Consider the following 19,184-nt stretch of genomic DNA (forward strand, 5'->3'; position numbering starts at 1 on the left):
GTTGGGCTGCCGTTCATCTCGCCTTGGGTTTCGAACAGGCCATCGGGGCAGGCACCGTAGTGCCCTTGCCCCCACAGCACAGGCTTTCCGCAGGGATCACCGACTGCCGTACCGAGGGAGTGCCTCCGCCGCATGGCCACCATCCAGGAAGCGACACGACCGCCCCATCGCCTGGACGACGTCCCGGGCTGGTTCCCGGTGCTCGACCAGCTGCTCTTCGACTGGTTCCTGAGCAGGCAGGAGGCCGCCGGCACGCACGGCGACCTGCTGGAGATCGGGGTCTACATGGGCAAGAGCGCGATCTTCACCGGCCGCCATCTGCAACCGGACGAGAAGTACACCGTGTGCGACCTGTTCGAGGGCGACGCCCCGGACGACGCCAACCGGGCCGAGTCCGCCAAGTCCTACCGCGCGCTGACCCGGCGCCGCTTCGAGGACAACTACCGCGCCTTCCACGAGGCACTCCCCCGCGTGCTCCAGGGGCCCAGCTCCCTGGTGCCCGCCGAGATCGAGCCCCGCTCCTGCCGGTTCGTGCACATCGACGGCTCGCATCTGTACGAGCACGTGCACGCCGACATAGGGGCGGCGCGGGAGCTGCTGCTGCCCGACGGCATCGTGGTGCTGGACGACTTCCGCTCCGAGCACACGCCCGGCGTGTCCATAGCCACCTGGGAGGCCGTGCTCAACCGCGGCCTGCGCCCCGTCTGCCTGAGCACCCAGAAGCTCTACGGCACCTGGGGTGACCCGGAGCCGGTCCGTGAGGAGCTGATGACCATGGTGCGCGAACGGTCCGACTGCCACCTGAGCGTCCAGGAGGCCGCCGGGGACCGGATCGTCCGCCTGAAGTCCAAGGGGATGCCGGCGCCGGAGTTCCCGCTCTCCAGGTACGCCGAGGAGCCCGCCCCGGAGCCGCCCGCGAGCCCGGCACCGGCGCCCGTGGCACCACCGGCCCGCCCCGCGCCCCGGCCCGGCCGGCGGGCGCGCCGGATCGCCGTCGACCTGCTGCCGCCGGTCGTCACCAGGGCGATACGCAAGGCACGCACCGCCAGGGGCTGAACACCCACGGCCGAGGGGCGGCGGCGCGCCGGCCGCTCAGCCGATCCCGTACCGCGCCTCGATGCCGGCGATCACCAGCGCCAGGCCCTCCTCGAACTGCTGGTCGTAGTCGTCGAAGAGCACCTTCCCGGCCTCGGCGGTGAGCGGGAAGTCGGCCAGCCTCCGGGCACGTTCCTCGATCTCGTACCCCTGCCGGCGCTCGCCCGGCAGGGGCAGGACGCCCTGTTCCTCCGTGACGAAGCCGATGGTGAACATCGTGCCGGTCCGGGCCGCGTTGACCGCCTGGGCCAGGGTGAGACCGGTGGCGGTGAGGACCCTCAGATGCTCCTCCATCTCGCGGGCGTGTGCCGTGCCCGTGAACCGTGAGCCGCTGTAGACCTTGGCGCCGTCGCGGTAGCCGAGCAGCGCGGCCCGCAGCCCGCGATTGGCCTTCAGCAGCCGCTCCCGCCAGGTGTCCGCGGGATCGAGCGCGGTGCCGGCGACCATCCGCCGGTACATCTCCGTCGCCATCTCGTCCAGCAGCGCCTGCTTGTCCTTGAAGTGCCAGTACAGCGCGGGCGCCTTGACGTCCAGTTCCTTCGCGATGGCGCGCAGGGTGAGCCCGTCCAGGCCGACCTCGTTCAGCAGCCGCAGCGCGGTGTCCGCGACCCGCTTGCGGTCCAGGGGTGCTCGTCTCTCCGTCTCCACCCTTGACAGCTTAACAGCGTTAAGGGCACTCTCGTCAGCACGGAACTTAACAACGTTAAGGGGAATCGTGATGGATGTCCTGATCGTGGGCGCGGGCCCGACGGGTCTCACCCTCGGCATCGACCTCGCCCGGCGCGGAGTGGACGCGCTGGTGGTGGAGCGGACCGGGGGGCTGTTCCCCGGCTCGCGCGGCAAGGGGATCCAGCCCCGCACCCAGGAGGTCTTCGACGACCTCGGGGTGCTCGAGGCGATCCGGGCGGCCGGTGGCCCCTACCCCGCACGGATGATCTGGAAGGACGGCGAGCGGGCCGGCGAGGAGCCGATGTTCGAGAGGGTGGCGGCGGACGAGGGTGCGCCGTACACCGAGCCGCTGATGGTCGCGCAGTGGCGGACCCAGGAGGTCCTGTACGCGCGGCTGACCGAGCTGGGGGGCCGGGTCGCCTTCGGGCGCGAGGTGACGGGCCTGGAGCAGGACGCGGAAGGCGTGACCCTACGGTTCGCCGACGGCACGGCCGCCCGTGCGCGCTACGTCGTGGCGGCCGACGGCGGCCGGTCGGCCGTCCGGCGCACGCTGGGCGTCGGCATGGCCGGGGAGACCGTGGACCCCGCGCCGTTCCTGGTGGCGGACGTACGGGTGCGCGGGCTCGACCGGGACCACTGGCACACGTTCCCGAAGGACGACGGCAGCGGTGTGGCTCTGTGCCCGCTGGCCGGCACCGACGACTTCCAGCTGCAGGCCCGCCTCCCGGAGGGCACGGCGCCCGACCTGTCCCCGGACGGCATCCGCCGGCTGGTCGCCGGCTACACCCACCTCGGCTCCGACGACGTGACCGAGCTGCGCTGGGCCTCGGGCTTCCGGCCGCGCGCCGCACTGGCGGACCGCTTCCGCTCCGGCCGCGTCTTCCTCGCCGGGGACGCGGCGCACCTGCACTCACCGGCCGGCGGGCAGGGCCTGAACACCAGCGTGCAGGACGCCTACAACCTGGGCTGGAAGCTCGGCGCGGTGCTGCGCGACGGGGCCCCCGAGGCGCTGCTGGACACCTACGAGGAGGAGCGGCGTCCCAATGCCGCGGCCATGCTGGGCCTGACGACCGGGGTCCACCGCGGCGAGGTGCGGCGGGGCGGGGCGACGGTGCAGCTCGGACTGGGATACCCGGACTCGTCCCTGAGCGCCGAGACGCGCGCCGCCCCTGCGGGGGTGCGGGCGGGCGGCCGGGCACCCGACGGCACGGTGGACGGCGTACGGCTCTTCGACACGTTCCGCGGGCCGCACTGGACGCTGCTGGGCGCGCCGGCACCGGCACCGGGCGTCAGGGCGCTCCCGGCGGCCCCGGAGTCCTACGGCACCGGTGTCTTCCTGATCCGCCCGGACGGCTACGTCGGCTGGGCGGGCGGGACGGCGGCCGGCGCGGACGCGTATCTGGCCCGGTTCGGCCTGCGCCGAGGCCGCGTGCCGTGCGCCTAGGCGCCGGCCAGCGACAGCTTCACCGCGAAGCCGAGGAACAGCGCGCCCGCCGCCGAGGTGGCCGTCGCCGACAGCCGCCTGCGGCGGCGGAAGGCGGCGGCGAGCCGGGTGCCGCCGAAGATCAGCGCGCTGAGGTACAGGAAGCTGGCCAGCTGGGCGAAGGCGCCGAGGACGACGAAGGAGAGGGCCGGGTAGGCGTAGCCCGGGTCCACGAACTGCACGAAGAAGGCGACGAAGAACAGGATCGCCTTGGGGTTGAACAGGCTGACGACGAGGGCCCGGCGGAACGGCCGTTCCTCGGCTTCCGCGGCCTGCCCGGCGTCCGCCACGGCAGGTTCCCGCCGGGTCCGCCACATCGCCCACGCCGCCCGCATCATCCCGATCGCCAGCCAGGTCAGATAGCCGGCGCCGGCGTACTTCACGATCCCGAACAGCACGGCGTTGGCCTGCAGGAGGGAGGCGACCCCGGCCGCCGACAGGGTCATCAGCACGGTGTCCCCGCACCACACACCGGCGGCGGCGGTGTAGCCGGACCGCACTCCGCGGCGGGCGGCGACGGAGAGGACGTAGAGCGAGTTGGGACCGGGCAGCAGGACGATCAGGACCAGGCCTGCCAGGTAGGTGGGGAGATCGATGACGCCGAACATGAGAGGGAGTGTCGCACGGCGGTACGACATCGAGTCGGCCCCGTCCAACAGACGGCCGTCACACCCCGGCAGACGTCGGCCGGAGCGGGAAGCGACCGGAGGCGGCAAGGGGCCGGAGGCGGGAAGCGGCGGCAAGGGTCCGGAGGCCGGAAGCGGCGGCAGGGGGCCGGAGGCCGGAAGCGGCGGCAGGGGGCCGGAGGCGGGAAGCGGCGGCAGGGGGCCGGAGGCGGGAAGCGGCCGGAGGCGCGCGGCACACGGTCGGCCCCGGTTCGGCGGGCGGACGTCAGACGGTGGGCCGGGATCGGCGAGCGGACGTCGGCCGGCGGGCGGACAGCCGGGAGTCGGGCGGGGTCGATGAACCGTCGTCATCCGGTGGGCCGGGATCGGCCGGCCGTGGGATCAGAACGCGTCGCTCGGTACGTAACTTCCCCAGACCTCCCGCAGCGCCCCGCACACCTCCCCCACGGTCGCCCGCCCCCGCAGCGCCTCCTTCATCGGATACAGCACGTTGTCCCGGCCCTCGGCCGCCTTCCGCAGCGCGTCCAGAGCCGAGTCCACCGCCCTCTGGTCCCGCTCGGCCCGCAGCAGGGCCAGCCGCTCCACCTGCCGGGCCTCGATCGCCGGGTCCACGCGCAGCGGCGCGTACGGTTCCTCCTCGTCCAGCCGGAAGCGGTTGACGCCGACCACCACCCGCTCACCGGAGTCGGTCTCCCGCGCGATGCGGTACGCGTTCCGTTCGATCTCGGCCTTCTGGAAGCCCCGTTCGATCGCCGCCGCCGCGCCGCCCAGGTCCTCGACCCTGCGCATGAGGTCGACGGCCGCCTCCTCCACGTCGTCCGTCATCCGCTCCACCGCGTAGGAGCCGGCGAACGGGTCCACCGTCGCCGGCACGTCCGTCTCGTGCGCCAGCACCTGCTGGGTCCGCAGCGCGAGCCGCGCGCTCTTGTCGGTCGGCAGGGCGATCGCCTCGTCGAAGGAGTTGGTGTGCAGGGACTGGGTGCCGCCGAGGACCGCGGCCAGGGCCTGGACGGTGACCCGGGCCAGGTTCACCTCCGGCTGCTGCGCCGTCAGTTGCACGCCGGCCGTCTGGGTGTGGAAGCGCAGCATCAGCGACTTGGGGTTGCGGGCGCCGAACTCCTCCCGCATCACCCGTGCCCAGATCCGGCGCGCCGCGCGGAACTTGGCGACCTCCTCGAGCAGGGTCGTACGCGCCACGAAGAAGAAGGACAGGCGCGGGGCGAAGTCGTCCACGTCCATGCCGGCCGCCACCGCGGTAAGGACGTACTCGATGCCGTCGGCGAGGGTGAAGGCGACCTCCTGGACGGGGGAGGCGCCCGCCTCGGCCATGTGATAGCCGGAGATCGAGATCGTGTTCCACTTCGGGATCTCGGCGGTGCAGTACCGGAAGATGTCGGCGGTCAGGCGCAGGGAGGGCTTGGGCGGGAAGATGTACGTGCCCCGCGCGATGTACTCCTTCAGCACGTCGTTCTGGATCGTGCCGGTCAGGCGCCCGGCCGGGACCCCCTGCTCCTCCGCGACCAGTTGGTGGAGCAGGAGCAGCAGTGCCGCGGGGGCGTTGATCGTCATGGACGTCGACACCTCGCCGAGCGGGATACCGCCGAACAGCACCCGCATGTCCTCGATCGAGTCGATCGCCACGCCCACCTTGCCCACCTCGCCGTGGGCGAGGGGCGCGTCGGAGTCGTGACCCATCTGGGTGGGCAGGTCGAAGGCGACGGACAGGCCGGTGGTGCCGTGCGCGATCAGCTGCCGGTAGCGGGCGTTGGACTCGGCGGCCGTGCCGAAGCCCGCGTACTGGCGCATGGTCCAGGGGCGGCCGGTGTACATGGTCGGATACACCCCGCGGGTGAACGGGTACGCGCCCGGCTCGCCCAGCTTCTCGGCCGGGTCCCAGCCGGCCCGCTCCGCCGGCCCGTAGACCGGCTCGATCGGCAGACCCGACTCCGACTCACGTGCCATGGATGCCTCCGCAGGACGTCTCGCTCCCCCCTCACCATGCCCCGTAGTTCGGCGGCGGTCACGCGGGGAAACATCCCCCGCATGAGGATCCCGGGCCCGCTCGCCGCCGTACTCGCCTCGGCCGCCGCTCTCGCGGCCCTCTGCGGCTGCACGGTGCAGCCCACGGAGGCCGACGGCAAGCACGGCCTGCCGGTGCGCATCCGCATGCCGTCGGACCGGGGCACCGAACCCACCCGTACGGCCCCGGGCGCGCCCGGCGCGGCGGCGGCGCGCGTCCTGTGGTCGCGCGGTGACAGCGGGCCCGGCGTACGCGAACTGCAGGCGCGGCTGCGCCAGGTGGAGTGGCTGTTCGACGGTCCGACGGGGTCGTACGACGATCTGACCGAGCGGGCCGTGCAGGGCTTCCAGGGCAAGCGCGGGCTGCCGCGGACCGGCGCGACGGATGCCGTGACCTGGCAGCGGCTGCTGGCCATGACCCGGCCGCCGGGGAAGTGGGAGCTGTACCTGATGGGCGGTCAGCCGGCCGGGGCGCCCGATCCCCGCTGTCTGTCCGGGCGGGTGCTGTGCATCAGCAAGACCACCCGGACGCTGCGCTGGATGGTGGACGGGCGGACCGTGTCGACGGTCTCCGTGCGCTTCGGCACCCAGTACACCCCGACCCGGGAGGGTGTGTTCCACATCTACTGGAAGTCACGGCATCATGTGTCGACCCTCTATCACTCGCCGATGCCGTACGCGATGTTCTTCAGCGGCGGCCAGGCGGTGCACTACTCGTACGACTTCGCGGCGCGCGGTTACGCGGGGGGCTCGCACGGATGCGTGAACGTCCGGGACGAGACGGAGATCGCCCGGCTGTTCGCGCAGGTCCGGATCGGCGACAAGGTCGTCGTCCACTGGTGAGGGCCGGGCCGCGGGGTACTGCGGGGGACGCGACGCCCTGTTCCGGCACGTCGATCTTGGGGCGCGGGCGGGACCGGGGGAACGTGTCCCGCCCGCGCCGGGTGCACGAGCCGTAGGTACGGGGGGAACCCCGGCTCAGTGCGACGGCCGATGACCAGTCGGCTCACTCAGTACTGCGCCGTGGGCTCCAGAAACGTCACACCTGGCGCGGAAATTTTTCCCCAGGCTCACGAAACCGCAGTTCAGAAGCGCTCTGCGCCCTTCACGGCGCGGTGTGTGCCCTTCACGGCGCGGTGTGTGCCGGACTCGGCGCGGAGGTCGGTGAGGTCGCCGGGGTGGCGGGGGGCGCCGGGTGCCGAGCGGGGTGGCCGGGGCGGGCGGCCGGGGCGAAGGCGGAGGGAGCGGGCAGGGCCTCGTGGCGCCGGTCACCGCCGCCGTGACGCCGGTTCCTGCCGCCGTGACGCCCGTGCTCGCTCCGGGCCCTGCCGGGGTGTGCGTCCTCGTCGCCGCCCCGGTCGTCGCCCTTCTCGCCGCCGTCGCCCCGGCCCTTGCCCGTGCCATGGCCCTTGTCCCGGTCCCTGCCCTTGCCGTGGGTCCTGTCCCGGTCCTTGCCCGTGTCGCCCTTGCCGCCGTTCGTGGGACCGGAGAAGGGGCCCCCGACGGCCAGGACGACCTTGCAGAACTTGTCGACGCGCGCCGAGCCGCCCGCCAGGTTCGCCAGGGCGCGCTTGCGGCCGGCGTCCAGTTCCGTGCCGTCCCTGAGGGCCCGGCAGGACTTGGCGGCGGCCGGCGAGCCGGGGCCGGGGCTCCGGGAGGGCGCGCCCGAGCCGGTGTCGGCGCCCGGGCCCCTGCCCCCGTCCGGTCCGGCGGCCTCGTCGGAGGTGTCGCCCCGGGACGTGGACGCGCCCGAGCCGCTCGGCGCCCCGGGGCCGCCGCCGTACGTGGCGGGCGGAGAGGCGGAGTCGAGCGGCTGCGCGGAGGTCCCGGCGGTGACGGACGCGGCGGGCCCGGGGTGTTCGTCACCGAACGGCGCGGGCAGCACCCCGCTGCCGGCGGCGACGGCGACCCCGCCGAGCGTGCCCGCGACCACGGCGGCCGCGAGGGCGAGGCGCACCGGACGGGCCCGGCGGGGGCGCCGGGCAGGGATTCCGCTACGGGCCGGCCCGGCGATCCGCACCAGGCCCACCTCGCCGTCGTGGACGGGCGCGCCCGCGCGCCGGCCCGGGGCGCCGTCGGCGCGGGCCGTGGTGGCGCGCTCGGCCTCGGCCGCCTCACGGACCTTACGGAACGCGGCCAGGGCGGCCTGCTCACCGGGGAGTTCGCCTGGGGCGCGGGACGCCTCCGCGGACAGCGCACCGAGCACCCTGGAGAGAGGTTCGGCCTGGTCACGGCCGGAGGCGTCGACGGCTTCCAGCGGCTCACCGCGCAGCAGGCGTTCTGCCGTCGACCGGTTCAGCCACTCGTATCGCTCGTCGGCCATCACATGTCCTTCTGCGTCCGCGCACGCGTATGCGTCACAGTTGCGGACGTCACCGCGCGACGACGCGGTTCTCGCTGGGGCGGCAGCCCGTCGAGGCCGCCCGCCGATTCCGGATCGTCGCCGAGCAGCTCCGCGAGCCGCTTCAGGCCCCGGTGCGCGGCGGTGCGTACCGCGCCGGCACGTTTGCCGAGCGTCTCGGCGGCGGTCTTGGCGTCGAGCCCCATCACCACCCGCAGGACGACCGCTTCGGCCTGGTCCTGCGGGAGCCGGGCGATGAGGGAGAGCGCGCTGCCGGTGGCCAGGGCCTCGATGGCCTCACCCGCCGTGTCGGACTCGGCGGCCCGAGCGGCCAGTTCCGTCTCGTCGCCGCCTATGGCGGGGCGGCGGCCGCGCATGCGTATGTGGTCCAGGGCGCGATTGCGGGCGATCCGGGCGGCCCAGCCGCGGAACCGGTCGGCGTCGCCGCTGAACCGGTCGAGGTCGCGGGCGATCTGGAGCCAGGCCTCGGACGCCACGTCCTCGGCGTCGGGGTCGCCGACCAGCGTGCGCACGTATCCGAGCAGGCGTGGATGAACCGCGCGGTACACCGCACGGAAGGCGGTCTCGTCACCGTTCTGTGCTGCACGTACTGCGGCGGTCAGCTCCGCGTCGTCCCCCAGCACCGCACTCCCTTTAACGCCTGTCTTCGGTCGGCGCGAAAGGCACGTTACGGCGTGAAACCGCTACCCGTCCATGTCTGTAGAAGATGCAACTAACTCGTGACCAGGTACGAATGTGCGCAGGGTGAGCTTCGGGCGTGGCGGGGTGTGACAGAAAACGCACTCATGGCGCTGAGGAAGATACGGGCCGTGCACGGTCCGTACGCGCGACGGCCGGGGCCTCTCCTGTGGGGGGTGGCGGCCCCGGCCGTTGCCCTCACCGGTACGGCCGGCGAGCGCCGGCGTTCCGCCCCGGCGGGCCCGCCGCAGTGGGGTTTCCCGTCAGCGAGAGCCGTCCGCACGGCCGTTCGGGGCCCAGTCGTCACGGGGCCGGGTCCGCGCCCGGTGCACCCCCGCCGCACGGGCGGCGCGGAAGGCGGCCACGGCCCGCCGCTCGGCCTCCCGCTCCCGTTCGGGTGCGCCGCCGCCCGCACGCAGTGCCGCACCGAACCGCGTCTCGATTTCGGGCAGTCCAGGCCGTCCGGGGACGGGTTCGGGCAGTCCAGGCCGTCCGGACCCGGGTTCGGGCAGTCCAGGCCGTCCGGGGACGGGTTCGGGCAGTCCAGGCCGTCCGGGGACGGGTTCGGGCAGTCCAGGCCGTCCGGGGACGGCGGACGGCCCGCCTGTGCCGTGCCGTCGCATCATGTCCGCCACCGGTCCCGTCCTCGTCCCGTACGCCGGGCCGTTCGTCCCACGGTCCTGTCCGCTCACTCCGGCTCCCCCAGCGCCCGGGGCTCCGCATCCGTCACACCCGCGCCCGCCGCACCCGGCACACCCCTGTCCGCCCCGTCCGCCGCGTCCGCCGCGCCCCCGTCCGCCGCGTTCGGCAGGCCGAGTTGCCGGGCCAGCCGGCGCAGCCCGCGGTGGGCGGCCGTGCGGACCGCGCCGGGACGCTTGCCGAGGACGCGTGCGGCGGCCGGCCCGTCGAGGCCGACGACCACCCGCAGCAGCACGGCCTCGGCCTGGTCCCGCGGCAGCGCCCGCACCAGCTCCAGCGCCCGCTCGGTGGACAGGGACTCCAGGGCCTGGTCGTGCGTGCTGTGCCGGCCGGGCAGGTCCAGGGCGGCCTGGTCGAGCGCGGCCGCCCGGGGCCGGGTACGCCGGCGGCGCAGCTGGTCCAGAGCGCGGTGCCGGGCGATGGTCGCGGTCCAGCCGCGGAATCCGGCGCCGTCGCCCTTGAACCGGCCGAGATCCCGGGCGATCTCCAGCCAGGCCTCGGACGCCACGTCCTCGGCGTCGTCGCCGACCAGACCCCGCAGATAGCCGAGCAGCGCGGGCTGCACGATCCGGTAGGCCACCGCGAAGGCGGTCTCGTCCCCGGCCTGGGCCCGCGCGACGGCCGCGCCCAGCTCCGCGTCCCGCGGTCGCGGCCGGCGTTCCCCTCCCTGGTCCAAGACCGTCCTCGTCCGTGCCCAGTTCGGGCCGCCGCGTGGCGCGCCCCCCGGGGTGCGCCTGGCTGCGGCCGTGTCCGCGTCCTCCACGGTCATCAGCGCCGGGCCACACGGAAGTGTCACAGCGGCCCTGGGCACGCGCGACGGCAGTCCTCGTGCCGGTTCCCTCGTCACGGGCCGGTGTCCGCCACGTCCACGCCGGCGTCCGGTACGCCTGCGCCGGATTCCGGCACGCCTGCACCGGTTTCCGGTACGCCTGTGCCGGTTTCCGGTACGCCTACGCCGGCGCGCCCCCGCCGGACCGGATCAGGCCGGGGTTGTCGCGTCCCGGCACAGCAGGCGCAGCGACCCGTGACCGCCGAAGCAGCGCCGGGCCTCGTCGATGGGGTCCCACAGCCGGCCGTCCGGGGTGCGCACCCAGTACTCCCCGCCGGTCGCCCACCACTCGGCGCCGGCCCGGCGCACGATCACCTCGCCGGCGTAGGCGCCGAAGGCGCGCAGTTCGGTCTCCACCGCGACGTACGGCGGCCGCTCGTGGCGTATCTCCTCGATGATCCGGTCCACCCGCCACAGGCTCTGCGCCGAGTAGTCGAGCCGTATCCGCGCTCCCTCGCGCATGGTCGCGACCACGTCCGCCGCCCACCGCACGGGCTTCGCCGCGGCGTGCGGCCTGATCTGCTGCTGTGCTGTCACGTACTGGGCTGTCACATAGGGAAAAGCGGCCTGGGAGGGGTATCCGTCACGGAATTCCGGCGCGTTTCGCCAACCGGCGCAGGACCGCCCCATGTCCACCGCACGACAGTCACAGGACCCGCCCGGCCACGGGGTTTGAGCCGCCGAAGCGCCCTTTCCCCGGGTCTGCCGGCGGCGGGAGTCCGGGCGCGCGGGGCCCTCCGCGGCGGAGTCCCGCGCTCGGGGGTCCCCGGCTTCGGAGTCCTACTCTCCGGCGTCCGCGGTCTCCGCCGTGCCCCGGGCCCGGCGGGAGACCACCGCGCGCAGTACCCGGCGACCCTCGACCGAGACCTCCAGGGCGTGGCGCAGGCCGTTCGCGCCGTGGCCGGCGAGGAGTTCCAGGACGGCGATCTGCCGGCGCAGCTCGGCGGCGACCAGCGGCCGGAGATCCTCCGTGGCACCCGCGCGCCCGGCGTCGAGGCCGCCCTCGTCCGTGCTGCCGGTGGCGGGGTCGAGCAGCCGGTGGACACGCAGGGAGGCGACCGAGCAGGCGTCGGCCCAGGGCCTCACCGTGCCCGCGGTGCGCTCGGTCGGGGCGGCGTCCAGCATGCGGCGGGTGAGCCGGGCGGCCTCGTCCTCGGCGGCCGGTGCGGTACCGAGCGCGGCGCGCGCCTTGTCCAGGCCGCCGCCCCAGTCGGAGTTGTCGGCTAGGGCCGCCCACAGCGGGCGCAGCAGTTCGTCGTCACCGCCGAGCAGGGGCAGGCACCGATCCAAACAAGCCAAGCCGCTGGCCGCCAGTCCGCGCTCGTCGGCCTGTGCGATCAGTTCCACCAGGCTCATGAAAGCCTCCCTCGCCAGGGCACCGCCCGGTACGGAGCCCGCACTTCCCCTTACTGCGTGCGACGGCCCGGGAGTGTCACTGTCGAAGGGTTTCAGCCAAGCACCGGGGACGGCGGCGGGCCCTCGAGCACCTTGCGGCCCTGCATGGCGGTCAGTTTGAGGACCACCACGGCGCAGAGCACGGCGCCCGCGATGTCGAGAGAATCGCCGACGAGCATCAGCCGGGCCGCGTCGCGCATGTCGGCCGCCGTCCCGGCCCGCTCGGACCGGGAGGACGCGAACCGGCCGGCGACGAGGGAGACGAGCCACGTCGCCCACCAGGCGTTGACCACCACGTGCCCGGCCCATCCGTCCCGGGGGGCGCTGGCGTCCCAGCTGTCCAGGACGATCCGGCGGGGGAACCACAGGTTCACGACCGGGCAGAACCAGCCGGCGATCGCCCAGCCGCGCTTGAGGCTGTGCCGGGAGGCGTCGAACACCTCGGCGTTCACCCTCACCCGCCACAGCCAGCACAGGTAGACGGCCATGGTCGCCAGCATCGTGATCGTCTGGGCGACACCGGCGGCGCTGTAGAGCATGTCGGCACGGTCGATCCGGTGCGCTACGTCCGCTCCGCCGAGGCCGTCCGCGAGGTCTCCCGCGACGGCCTCCGTCGTGCGGTCCGCGAGGACGGCGAACAGGTCGGCCACGACGACGAGCCCGAGCAGGGCGGCGGTGGCCCGGCCGAGTACGGCCGGTGAGCGCAGCCAGGCGCCGTGGGGCGCCCCGGCGTACGGCGGTGCCTCGTGAGGCGGTGCGGGCGGCGGCGTGTCGGCGCACCGGTGACACAGGGTGCTGCCGGACGTCGCGGTGAAGTCGCGACAGCGCACGCAGATCATGCTGGGGATCCCCCGGGAACGGACGGAACGGGAAGGACGAGGGAACCCACGCGGCTCGCGGGCTCTCTCCCCTGAGCCCGGCGCGCGTGGGGAACCAGCGGAACCTACGTTCCGGGACCGGCCTCCGTCCACTCGGTCGTCCACTCGGTTCCCGGCGGGTGCCTCAGCCCAGCCGGTCCGCCAGCTGCTTGAAGTCGGCCCAGGTCAGTGCGGGCTTGCCCGGGTCCCACAGCTTCTGCGCGGTGGCCCGCAACGGCATCCGGATCCCGGCGGCGACCTGGTCCTGCGTCTGCGCGTTCGGGAAGTCGCCCCACACGGCGAACGTCCCGCCGAGGATCTGCCCGTCGTAGCGCGCCGGCACGGCGGTCGTGCCGCGCACCACCCGCGGGTTCCACTGCTCGTAGATCCGCTGCCCCGTCGGATACACGAAGGTCTGCGGCTGCCCGAGCACGTAGTACAGGAACTCGTCGTTGTAGTTGATCATCTTCCGCCCCGCGCCCAGATACTCCACCGGCTCCCGGGCGCCGATCTCCTTGCCGGTCCAGTAGGCGACCTGGAGGTCCTTGGCGGGCTGTACGGAGGTGCCCCGGAAGAAGCCGTCGTTCCAGGCCCGGATCGTCTTGTCGTGGGCGCGGACGGTGCCGGCCCGGTCGTTCAGCCAGCCCGTGGTGAGGTCGGCGACGGTGCCGCCGGAGCCGTAGGCCCGCCGTGCCGCCGCGGCCAGCTGCGGATAGGACGCCTGCGGGTCCTTCACCGTCAGCGCCTGGTACTCGTCGCCGCCGAGATGCCACTGGCCGCCGGTGAACAGGCCCGCGTACTCGTTCAGCAGATCGTCGACGATCTTCGCGGCGGCCGGCTTCGAGATGTCGACGGCGCCCCGGGTCGCCACCCCGTTCGCGTTGCGCAGCTGCAGGTCCGGGTGGGCGGCGATGACGGCGCCCAGGTGGCCCGGCGAGTCGATCTCGGGCACGACGGTGATGTGCCGGCTGTTCGCCAGGTCCACGATCCTCTTGACCTGCGCCTTGGTCAGATGGTCCTTGGAGACGATCTCGGGGTGGGTGCCGGATTCGATCCGGAAGGCCTGGTCGTCGGAGAAGTGCAGCCCCAGCTCGTTGTACTTCAGGTCGCCCAGCTCGCGGACGCGGTCCTCGATCCAGGCCTCGCTGTACGGCTTGCGCGCGATGTCCACCATGAACCCGCGCACCGGTTTGGCGGGCTCGTCCCGCACGACCCCCTCCGGAGCCGTGCCGCCGCCGTGGACCTCCTGCTTCAGCGTGCGGGTGCCGTAGAAGACCCCGGCCTGGCCGGGCCCGCGTACGTCGACCCGCCCGTCGCGGACGGTCATCGTGTACGACTCCGGGTTCCCGCCGCCGCCGAGCGCGAGCCGTACGTCACCGGCGCGCACGTCGTCCTTCTTCCCCGCGTAGGCCAGCCCCAGCTCGCCGGCCAGCAGCTTCCCCTCGTCGGCCAGGCCGGCGTCGGCGACCACCACCCGCTCGCCCCGCTGCGGCTTCCAGCCGGGGCCGCGCGCCGGGGTGTGGGAGCGGACCGCGGGGATGGTGTGCGGTGCCTGCGACAGCGGATAGGACCGGCTCGGCGACGGACTCGCCGACGGTGCGGCCTCTCTGCCGGCGTCGGCACCGGAGACCCGGGCGGAGGACTGCCGCGTACCGCCCTTCGCGTTCGCGTCGTCGCCGTTCGCCGAGGCCCACACGCCCACGCCGGTGCCGAGCGCGACGGTCCCGACGAACGCGGCGGTCACCACCGCGCGCTTCCGTATCACCTGCTGCGCCGTACCCCGGCGCTTGTGCTGGGTCACTCTGCCAACGTACGACCGATCGCCGCCTTATTCGTCACCCAGGCATCCCGAAACTCTTCCGTCCGGGTGAAATTCGGGCATCGTGCGGACACACAGTGACCATTCTCGATAACCTGACGACACACCTTTCACAGCATCCCCTGCCACACCGCATGTGACGCGAGGACCCACGCTGCCCGCCCACCGCCTTCCGTATCTCCCCACGCCCCTCGGCGCCTTCAACGGCGCCCCGGCCGACGAGGCCCGTGCCCTTCTGCTGCACTGCCTGCACAGCCTGCGCTGGGCCCACCGGCTCGCGGAGCACCGCCCCTACCCCGACCTCGGCGCCCTCCTGGCCGCCGCGGACGAGGCGGCCTACGACCTGTCGCCGGCCGACCTGTCGGAGGCGCTGGCCGGGGAGTCGCTGCCCGAGCTGCCCGAGGACGCCTACTCGGCGGCCCACATGGCGCTGAGCGCGGCGAACGCGGCCTACGAGGCCAGATTCGGACACGCGTTCGTCATCTTTCTGGGTGATGTGCACCCGGACGAGGCCCTCGATCGCATCCTGGAAGCGATCCGATCACGATTGGCGAACGATCCCGAGGAGGAGCGGGTCATGGCCGCGGAGGAGCTGCGGCGCCTCGCGAGGGGCCGGCTGGAGGAGCTCTTGAAGGCCGCGGGAAGCTGCGCGACCGGCCACAACGCGCCCGCGGCGGGTAAATGACGCCGCATACCTACCCGAATGCCGCGTCTCTAGCCCGTCCGGTGCCACTTTGATCACACAGTCAGGCCCCCCGTCGGGCACGGCGCAGCGCCTCGCTACGATGCTGGGGGCCGGTGGACCGTACCCGGCCGGGCCCGACCGACAGTGAAGCCGGCGCGGCCCTAGTCCCCGCTCCCGGAGGGTTCTTCCGTGCCGGCTGGAACGCTGTACCGCGGCCGGGAAGGAATGTGGTCCTGGGTGGCTCATCGAGTCACCGGCGTCCTCATCTTCTTCTTCCTGTTCGTCCATGTCCTGGACACCGCTCTCGTGCGTGTCTCCCCCGAGGACTACGACAAGGTCGTAGCCACGTACAAGACACCGATCGTCGCGCTGCTGGAGTACGGCCTCGTCGCCGCCGTCCTCTTCCACGCTCTCAACGGCCTGCGCGTCATCGCCGTCGACTTCTGGTCGAAGGGCCCGCGCTACCAGAAGCAGATGCTCTGGTGCGTCGGCGTCCTCTGGCTCGCCCTGATGGCGGGGGCGCTCAAACCCGTCCTCGGCCACGCCGCTCGTGTTCTGTTCGGGAGCTGACGCGCATGTCCACGACTGAAATCGCCTCCGGAGTCGGCCCCGTCGAGGGCGCCCCCGTGTACACCGTCGACAACCCCGCCCCGCTCATCGAGGCGCCGCGCAAGCGCACCAAGAAGTCCCCGAAGTCGACCCGGGGCAACTTCGAGATGGCGGCCTGGCTGTTCATGCGCCTGTCCGGCATCGTGCTGGTCGTCCTGGTCATCGGCCACCTGCTGATCCAGCTGGTGCTGGACGGCGGCGTCTCCAAGATCGGCTTCGCCTTCGTGGCCGGCCGCTGGGCGTCCCCGTTCTGGCAGGTCTGGGACCTTCTGATGCTGTGGCTGGCGATGCTGCACGGTGCCAACGGCCTGCGTACGGTCATCAACGACTACGCCGAGCGGGCGAACTCCCGGCTGTGGCTCAAGGGCCTGCTCTACACCGCCACGGTGTTCACCATCCTGCTGGGCACGCTGGTGATCTTCACCTTCGACCCGAACATCCGCTAGGCACGGGGCTGCGAGAATCATGAAGATCCACAAGTACGACACCGTCATCGTCGGCGCCGGCGGCGCGGGCATGCGCGCCGCCATCGAGGCGACGAAGCGCAGCCGCACCGCCGTGCTGACCAAGCTCTACCCCACCCGCTCCCACACGGGCGCCGCGCAGGGCGGCATGGCCGCCGCGCTCGCCAACGTGGAGGAGGACAACTGGGAGTGGCACACCTTCGACACGGTCAAGGGCGGTGACTACCTGGTCGACCAGGACGCCGCCGAGATCCTGGCGAAGGAGGCCATCGACGCCGTCCTCGACCTGGAGAAGATGGGCCTGCCGTTCAACCGGACCCCGAACGGCACCATCGACCAGCGCCGCTTCGGCGGTCACTCCCGCAACCACGGCGAGGCCCCGGTCCGCCGGTCCTGCTACGCCGCGGACCGCACCGGCCACATGATCCTCCAGACGCTGTACCAGAACTGCGTGAAGGAGGGTGTGGAGTTCTTCAACGAGTTCTACGTCCTTGACCAGCTGATCACCGAGGTCGACGGCGTCAAGAGGTCGGCCGGCGTGGTGGCGTACGAGCTGGCCACCGGCGAGATCCACATCTTCCAGGCGAAGGCCGTGATCTACGCCTCCGGCGGCACCGGCAAGTTCTTCAAGGTGACGTCCAACGCGCACACCCTCACCGGTGACGGCCAGGCCGCCGTCTACCGCCGGGGCCTGCCGCTGGAGGACATGGAGTTCTTCCAGTTCCACCCGACCGGCATCTGGCGCATGGGCATCCTGCTCACCGAGGGCGCCCGCGGTGAGGGCGGCATCCTGCGCAACAAGGACGGCGAGCGCTTCATGGAGAAGTACGCGCCGGTCATGAAGGACCTCGCGTCCCGTGACGTCGTCTCCCGCTCCATCTACACGGAGATCCGCGAGGGCCGCGGCTGCGGTCCCGAGGGCGACCACGTCTACCTGGACCTGACCCACCTGCCGCCGGAGCAGCTGGACGCCAAGCTCCCGGACATCACCGAGTTCGCGCGCACCTACCTCGGTATCGAGCCCTACACGGACCCGATCCCGATCCAGCCGACCGCGCACTACGCGATGGGCGGCATCCCGACGAACGTCGAGGGTGAGGTCCTGGCGGACAACACCACCGTCGTCCCGGGCCTGTACGCGGCCGGCGAGGTCGCCTGCGTGTCGGTGCACGGCGCCAACCGCCTCGGCACCAACTCGCTGCTGGACATCAACGTCTTCGGCCGCCGCGCCGGCATCGCCGCCGCCGAGTACTCGGCGAAGGAGGACTTCGTCGAGCTGCCCGAGGCCCCGGAGTCCCTGGTCGTCGAGCAGATCGAGCGGCTGCGCTCCTCCACCGGCAACGAGCGGGTGGCCACGCTCCGTCGCGAGCTGCAGGAGACCATGGACGCGAACGTCATGGTGTTCCGCACCGAGCAGACGATCAAGACGGCCGTCGAGAAGATCGCCGAGCTGCGCGAGCGCTACAAGAACGTGTCGATCCAGGACAAGGGCAAGCGGTTCAACACCGACCTCCTCGAGGCCATCGAGCTGGGCAACCTGCTCGACCTGGCCGAGGTCATGGCGGTGTCCGCCCTGGCCCGCAAGGAGTCCCGCGGCGGTCACTACCGCGAGGACTACCCGAACCGCGACGACGTCAACTTCATGCGCCACACCATGGCGTACCGCGAGGTCGGCGCCGACGGTTCGGAAACCGTCCGTCTCGACTACAAGCCGGTCGTCCAGACCCGCTACCAGCCGATGGAGCGTAAGTACTGATGGCTACCCCTGTTCTGGACAAGGCGGACGCGGCCGGCCAGCCCGAGCCCGGCTTCGCCGACTCCCCCTACATCACGGTCACCTTCCGCGTCCGGCGGTTCAACCCGGAGGTCTCGGCGGAGGCCACCTGGGAAGACTTCCAGCTGGAGATCGACCCCAAGGAGCGGGTCCTCGACGGCCTCCACAAGATCAAGTGGGACGTCGACGGCACCCTCACCTTCCGCCGCTCGTGTGCGCACGGCATCTGCGGCTCGGACGCGATGCGGATCAACGGCAAGAACCGCCTCGCCTGCAAGACGCTGATCAAGGACATCAACCCCGAGAAGCCCATCACGGTCGAGCCCATCAAGGGCCTGACGGTCCTGAAGGACCTGGTCGTGGACATGGAGCCGTTCTTCCAGGCGTACCGGGACGTCATGCCGTTCCTGGTCACGAACGACACCAACGAGCCGACCCGTGAGCGGCTGCAGTCCGCCGAGGACCGCGAGCGCTTCGACGACACCACCAAGTGCATCCTGTGCGCCGCGTGCACGTCGTCCTGCCCGGTGTTCTGGAACGACGGCCAGTACTTCGGTCCGGCCGCGATCGTCAACGCCCACCGCTTCATCTTCGACTCGCGCGACGAGGCCGCGGAGCAGCGGCTGGAGATCCTCAACGACCGCGACGGTGTGTGGCGTTGCCGCACGACCTTCAACTGCACGGACGCCTGCCCGCGCGGTATCGAGGTCACGAAGGCGATCCAGGAAGTGAAGCGCGCCCTGATCACGCGCCGCTTCTGATCCACACCGCAGCACGGCCGAGGGCCCCGTCTCCGTCAGGAGGCGGGGCCCTCGGCCGTGTTCGGACGGTGTCAGCCGCGCAGCGGGTTGCCCTGCTTGTCCGTGCGGTCGTTGCTGGTCAGGAACAGGATGCCGTCGATCAGCGCCCAGACGCCGAGGCCGCCGCAGGTGAACAGCTGCGCGATGGCGACACCCGTGGAGCCGACGTAGAAGCGGCCGGCGCCGAAGCTGCCGAGGAAGATCTGCAGGATGCCCGCGACGATCTTCGACTTCTCGGAGTAGGGGCGGCCCTGCGGGTCGACGCCGTAGGGGGCCTGGGGAGTGGGGACGGACATGTTCGTGCTCCTGAAGTGCCGTGAA

The 19,184-nt window shown here is 72.6% G+C and carries 19 protein-coding genes; 8 read left to right on the forward strand and 11 right to left on the reverse strand.

Translation table 11 applies throughout. The features are described 5' to 3' along the window. The first annotated feature begins 132 nt into the window (after positions 1-132). On the forward strand, positions 133-1,056 hold the full coding sequence (locus tag ACGFT2_RS09040) for a class I SAM-dependent methyltransferase (protein ID WP_393275046.1): 924 nt from the start codon (positions 133-135) through the stop codon (positions 1,054-1,056). A gap of 36 nt (positions 1,057-1,092) precedes the next feature. Here ACGFT2_RS09040 and ACGFT2_RS09045 read toward each other — a convergent pair whose 3' ends face one another. Next, complete coding sequence (locus tag ACGFT2_RS09045) at positions 1,093-1,743, reverse strand: TetR/AcrR family transcriptional regulator C-terminal domain-containing protein (RefSeq protein WP_393275048.1); 651 nt, start codon at positions 1,741-1,743, stop codon at positions 1,093-1,095. Between the two features lie 70 nt (positions 1,744-1,813). On the opposite strand from ACGFT2_RS09045, the gene ACGFT2_RS09050 reads away from it, so the two are divergent. Beyond that, positions 1,814-3,208, forward strand: coding sequence for an FAD-dependent monooxygenase (locus ACGFT2_RS09050; RefSeq protein WP_393275050.1), 1,395 nt, complete (start codon positions 1,814-1,816; stop codon positions 3,206-3,208). Here the strand turns inward: ACGFT2_RS09050 and leuE are convergent. After that, positions 3,205-3,855 carry a leucine efflux protein LeuE gene (gene leuE / locus ACGFT2_RS09055; RefSeq protein WP_393275052.1) on the reverse strand — a complete coding sequence of 217 codons (651 nt, stop codon included), beginning with the start codon at positions 3,853-3,855 and terminating at the stop codon, positions 3,205-3,207. The two genes, ACGFT2_RS09050 and leuE, sit on opposite strands and share 4 nt — an antisense overlap. Before the next feature lie 399 nt (positions 3,856-4,254). Further along, positions 4,255-5,835 carry a methylmalonyl-CoA mutase gene (locus ACGFT2_RS09060; protein WP_393275054.1) on the reverse strand — a complete coding sequence of 527 codons (1,581 nt, stop codon included), beginning with the start codon at positions 5,833-5,835 and terminating at the stop codon, positions 4,255-4,257. 81 nt (positions 5,836-5,916) lie between these two features. Here ACGFT2_RS09060 and ACGFT2_RS09065 point away from each other — a divergent pair, with 81 nt between their 5' ends. Next, on the forward strand, positions 5,917-6,735 hold the full coding sequence (locus ACGFT2_RS09065; RefSeq protein WP_393275056.1) for a L,D-transpeptidase family protein: 819 nt from the start codon (positions 5,917-5,919) through the stop codon (positions 6,733-6,735). A gap of 283 nt (positions 6,736-7,018) precedes the next feature. Here ACGFT2_RS09065 and ACGFT2_RS09070 read toward each other — a convergent pair whose 3' ends face one another. The 7 genes from ACGFT2_RS09070 to ACGFT2_RS09100 form a co-directional block, all read right to left on the reverse strand. Continuing rightward, positions 7,019-8,215, reverse strand: coding sequence for a hypothetical protein (locus tag ACGFT2_RS09070; protein WP_393275058.1), 1,197 nt, complete (start codon positions 8,213-8,215; stop codon positions 7,019-7,021). Next, entirely contained in the window at positions 8,215-8,877 is a 663-nt protein-coding gene (locus ACGFT2_RS09075) for an RNA polymerase sigma factor (RefSeq protein WP_393275060.1), read from the reverse strand. The genes ACGFT2_RS09070 and ACGFT2_RS09075 overlap by 1 nt, the downstream gene beginning before the upstream one ends. Before the next feature lie 743 nt (positions 8,878-9,620). Further along, positions 9,621-10,307: an RNA polymerase sigma factor gene (locus ACGFT2_RS09080; protein WP_393275062.1), complete on the reverse strand. Its 687-nt coding sequence runs from the start codon at positions 10,305-10,307 to the stop codon at positions 9,621-9,623. Between the two features lie 303 nt (positions 10,308-10,610). Beyond that, entirely contained in the window at positions 10,611-10,997 is a 387-nt protein-coding gene (locus tag ACGFT2_RS09085; protein ID WP_393275064.1) for a hypothetical protein, read from the reverse strand. 243 nt (positions 10,998-11,240) lie between these two features. After that, positions 11,241-11,816: a hypothetical protein gene (locus ACGFT2_RS09090; RefSeq protein WP_393275067.1), complete on the reverse strand. Its 576-nt coding sequence runs from the start codon at positions 11,814-11,816 to the stop codon at positions 11,241-11,243. Positions 11,817-11,908: 92 nt separating this feature from the next. Further along, the gene (locus tag ACGFT2_RS09095) at positions 11,909-12,694 is read right to left on the reverse strand and encodes a DUF4328 domain-containing protein (RefSeq protein WP_393275069.1); all 786 of its coding nucleotides are present in this window, start codon (positions 12,692-12,694) and stop codon (positions 11,909-11,911) included. Positions 12,695-12,857: 163 nt separating this feature from the next. Next, positions 12,858-14,513 (reverse strand): glycoside hydrolase family 20 protein, encoded by a 1,656-nt coding sequence (locus ACGFT2_RS09100; protein WP_393275071.1) that lies wholly within the window; start codon positions 14,511-14,513, stop codon positions 12,858-12,860. A 154-nt stretch (positions 14,514-14,667) separates the two neighbouring features. Between ACGFT2_RS09100 and ACGFT2_RS09105 the strand changes: the two genes are divergently transcribed. The 5 genes from ACGFT2_RS09105 to ACGFT2_RS09125 all read left to right on the forward strand — a co-directional run bounded on the left by ACGFT2_RS09105 (position 14,668) and on the right by ACGFT2_RS09125 (position 18,824). After that, complete coding sequence (locus ACGFT2_RS09105) at positions 14,668-15,216, forward strand: 2-oxo-4-hydroxy-4-carboxy-5-ureidoimidazoline decarboxylase (RefSeq protein ID WP_393275073.1); 549 nt, start codon at positions 14,668-14,670, stop codon at positions 15,214-15,216. Between the two features lie 189 nt (positions 15,217-15,405). Then, positions 15,406-15,786 carry a succinate dehydrogenase, cytochrome b556 subunit gene (gene sdhC, locus ACGFT2_RS09110; protein WP_393275075.1) on the forward strand — a complete coding sequence of 127 codons (381 nt, stop codon included), beginning with the start codon at positions 15,406-15,408 and terminating at the stop codon, positions 15,784-15,786. A 5-nt stretch (positions 15,787-15,791) separates the two neighbouring features. After that, entirely contained in the window at positions 15,792-16,271 is a 480-nt protein-coding gene (locus ACGFT2_RS09115; protein ID WP_393275077.1) for a succinate dehydrogenase hydrophobic membrane anchor subunit, read from the forward strand. A gap of 19 nt (positions 16,272-16,290) precedes the next feature. Beyond that, positions 16,291-18,045, forward strand: coding sequence for a succinate dehydrogenase flavoprotein subunit (gene sdhA / locus ACGFT2_RS09120; protein ID WP_393275079.1), 1,755 nt, complete (start codon positions 16,291-16,293; stop codon positions 18,043-18,045). Then, positions 18,045-18,824 (forward strand): succinate dehydrogenase iron-sulfur subunit, encoded by a 780-nt coding sequence (locus tag ACGFT2_RS09125; RefSeq protein ID WP_393275081.1) that lies wholly within the window; start codon positions 18,045-18,047, stop codon positions 18,822-18,824. The genes sdhA and ACGFT2_RS09125 overlap by 1 nt, the downstream gene beginning before the upstream one ends. A gap of 71 nt (positions 18,825-18,895) precedes the next feature. On the opposite strand, the gene ACGFT2_RS09130 is transcribed toward ACGFT2_RS09125, so the two are convergent. After that, positions 18,896-19,159, reverse strand: coding sequence for a TM2 domain-containing protein (locus ACGFT2_RS09130; protein WP_393275083.1), 264 nt, complete (start codon positions 19,157-19,159; stop codon positions 18,896-18,898). Between the last annotated feature and the right edge of the window lie 25 nt (positions 19,160-19,184).

The sequence above is a fragment of the Streptomyces sp. NPDC048514 genome (assembly GCF_043199955.1).
Classification (GTDB): Bacteria; Actinomycetota; Actinomycetes; order Streptomycetales; family Streptomycetaceae; genus Streptomyces.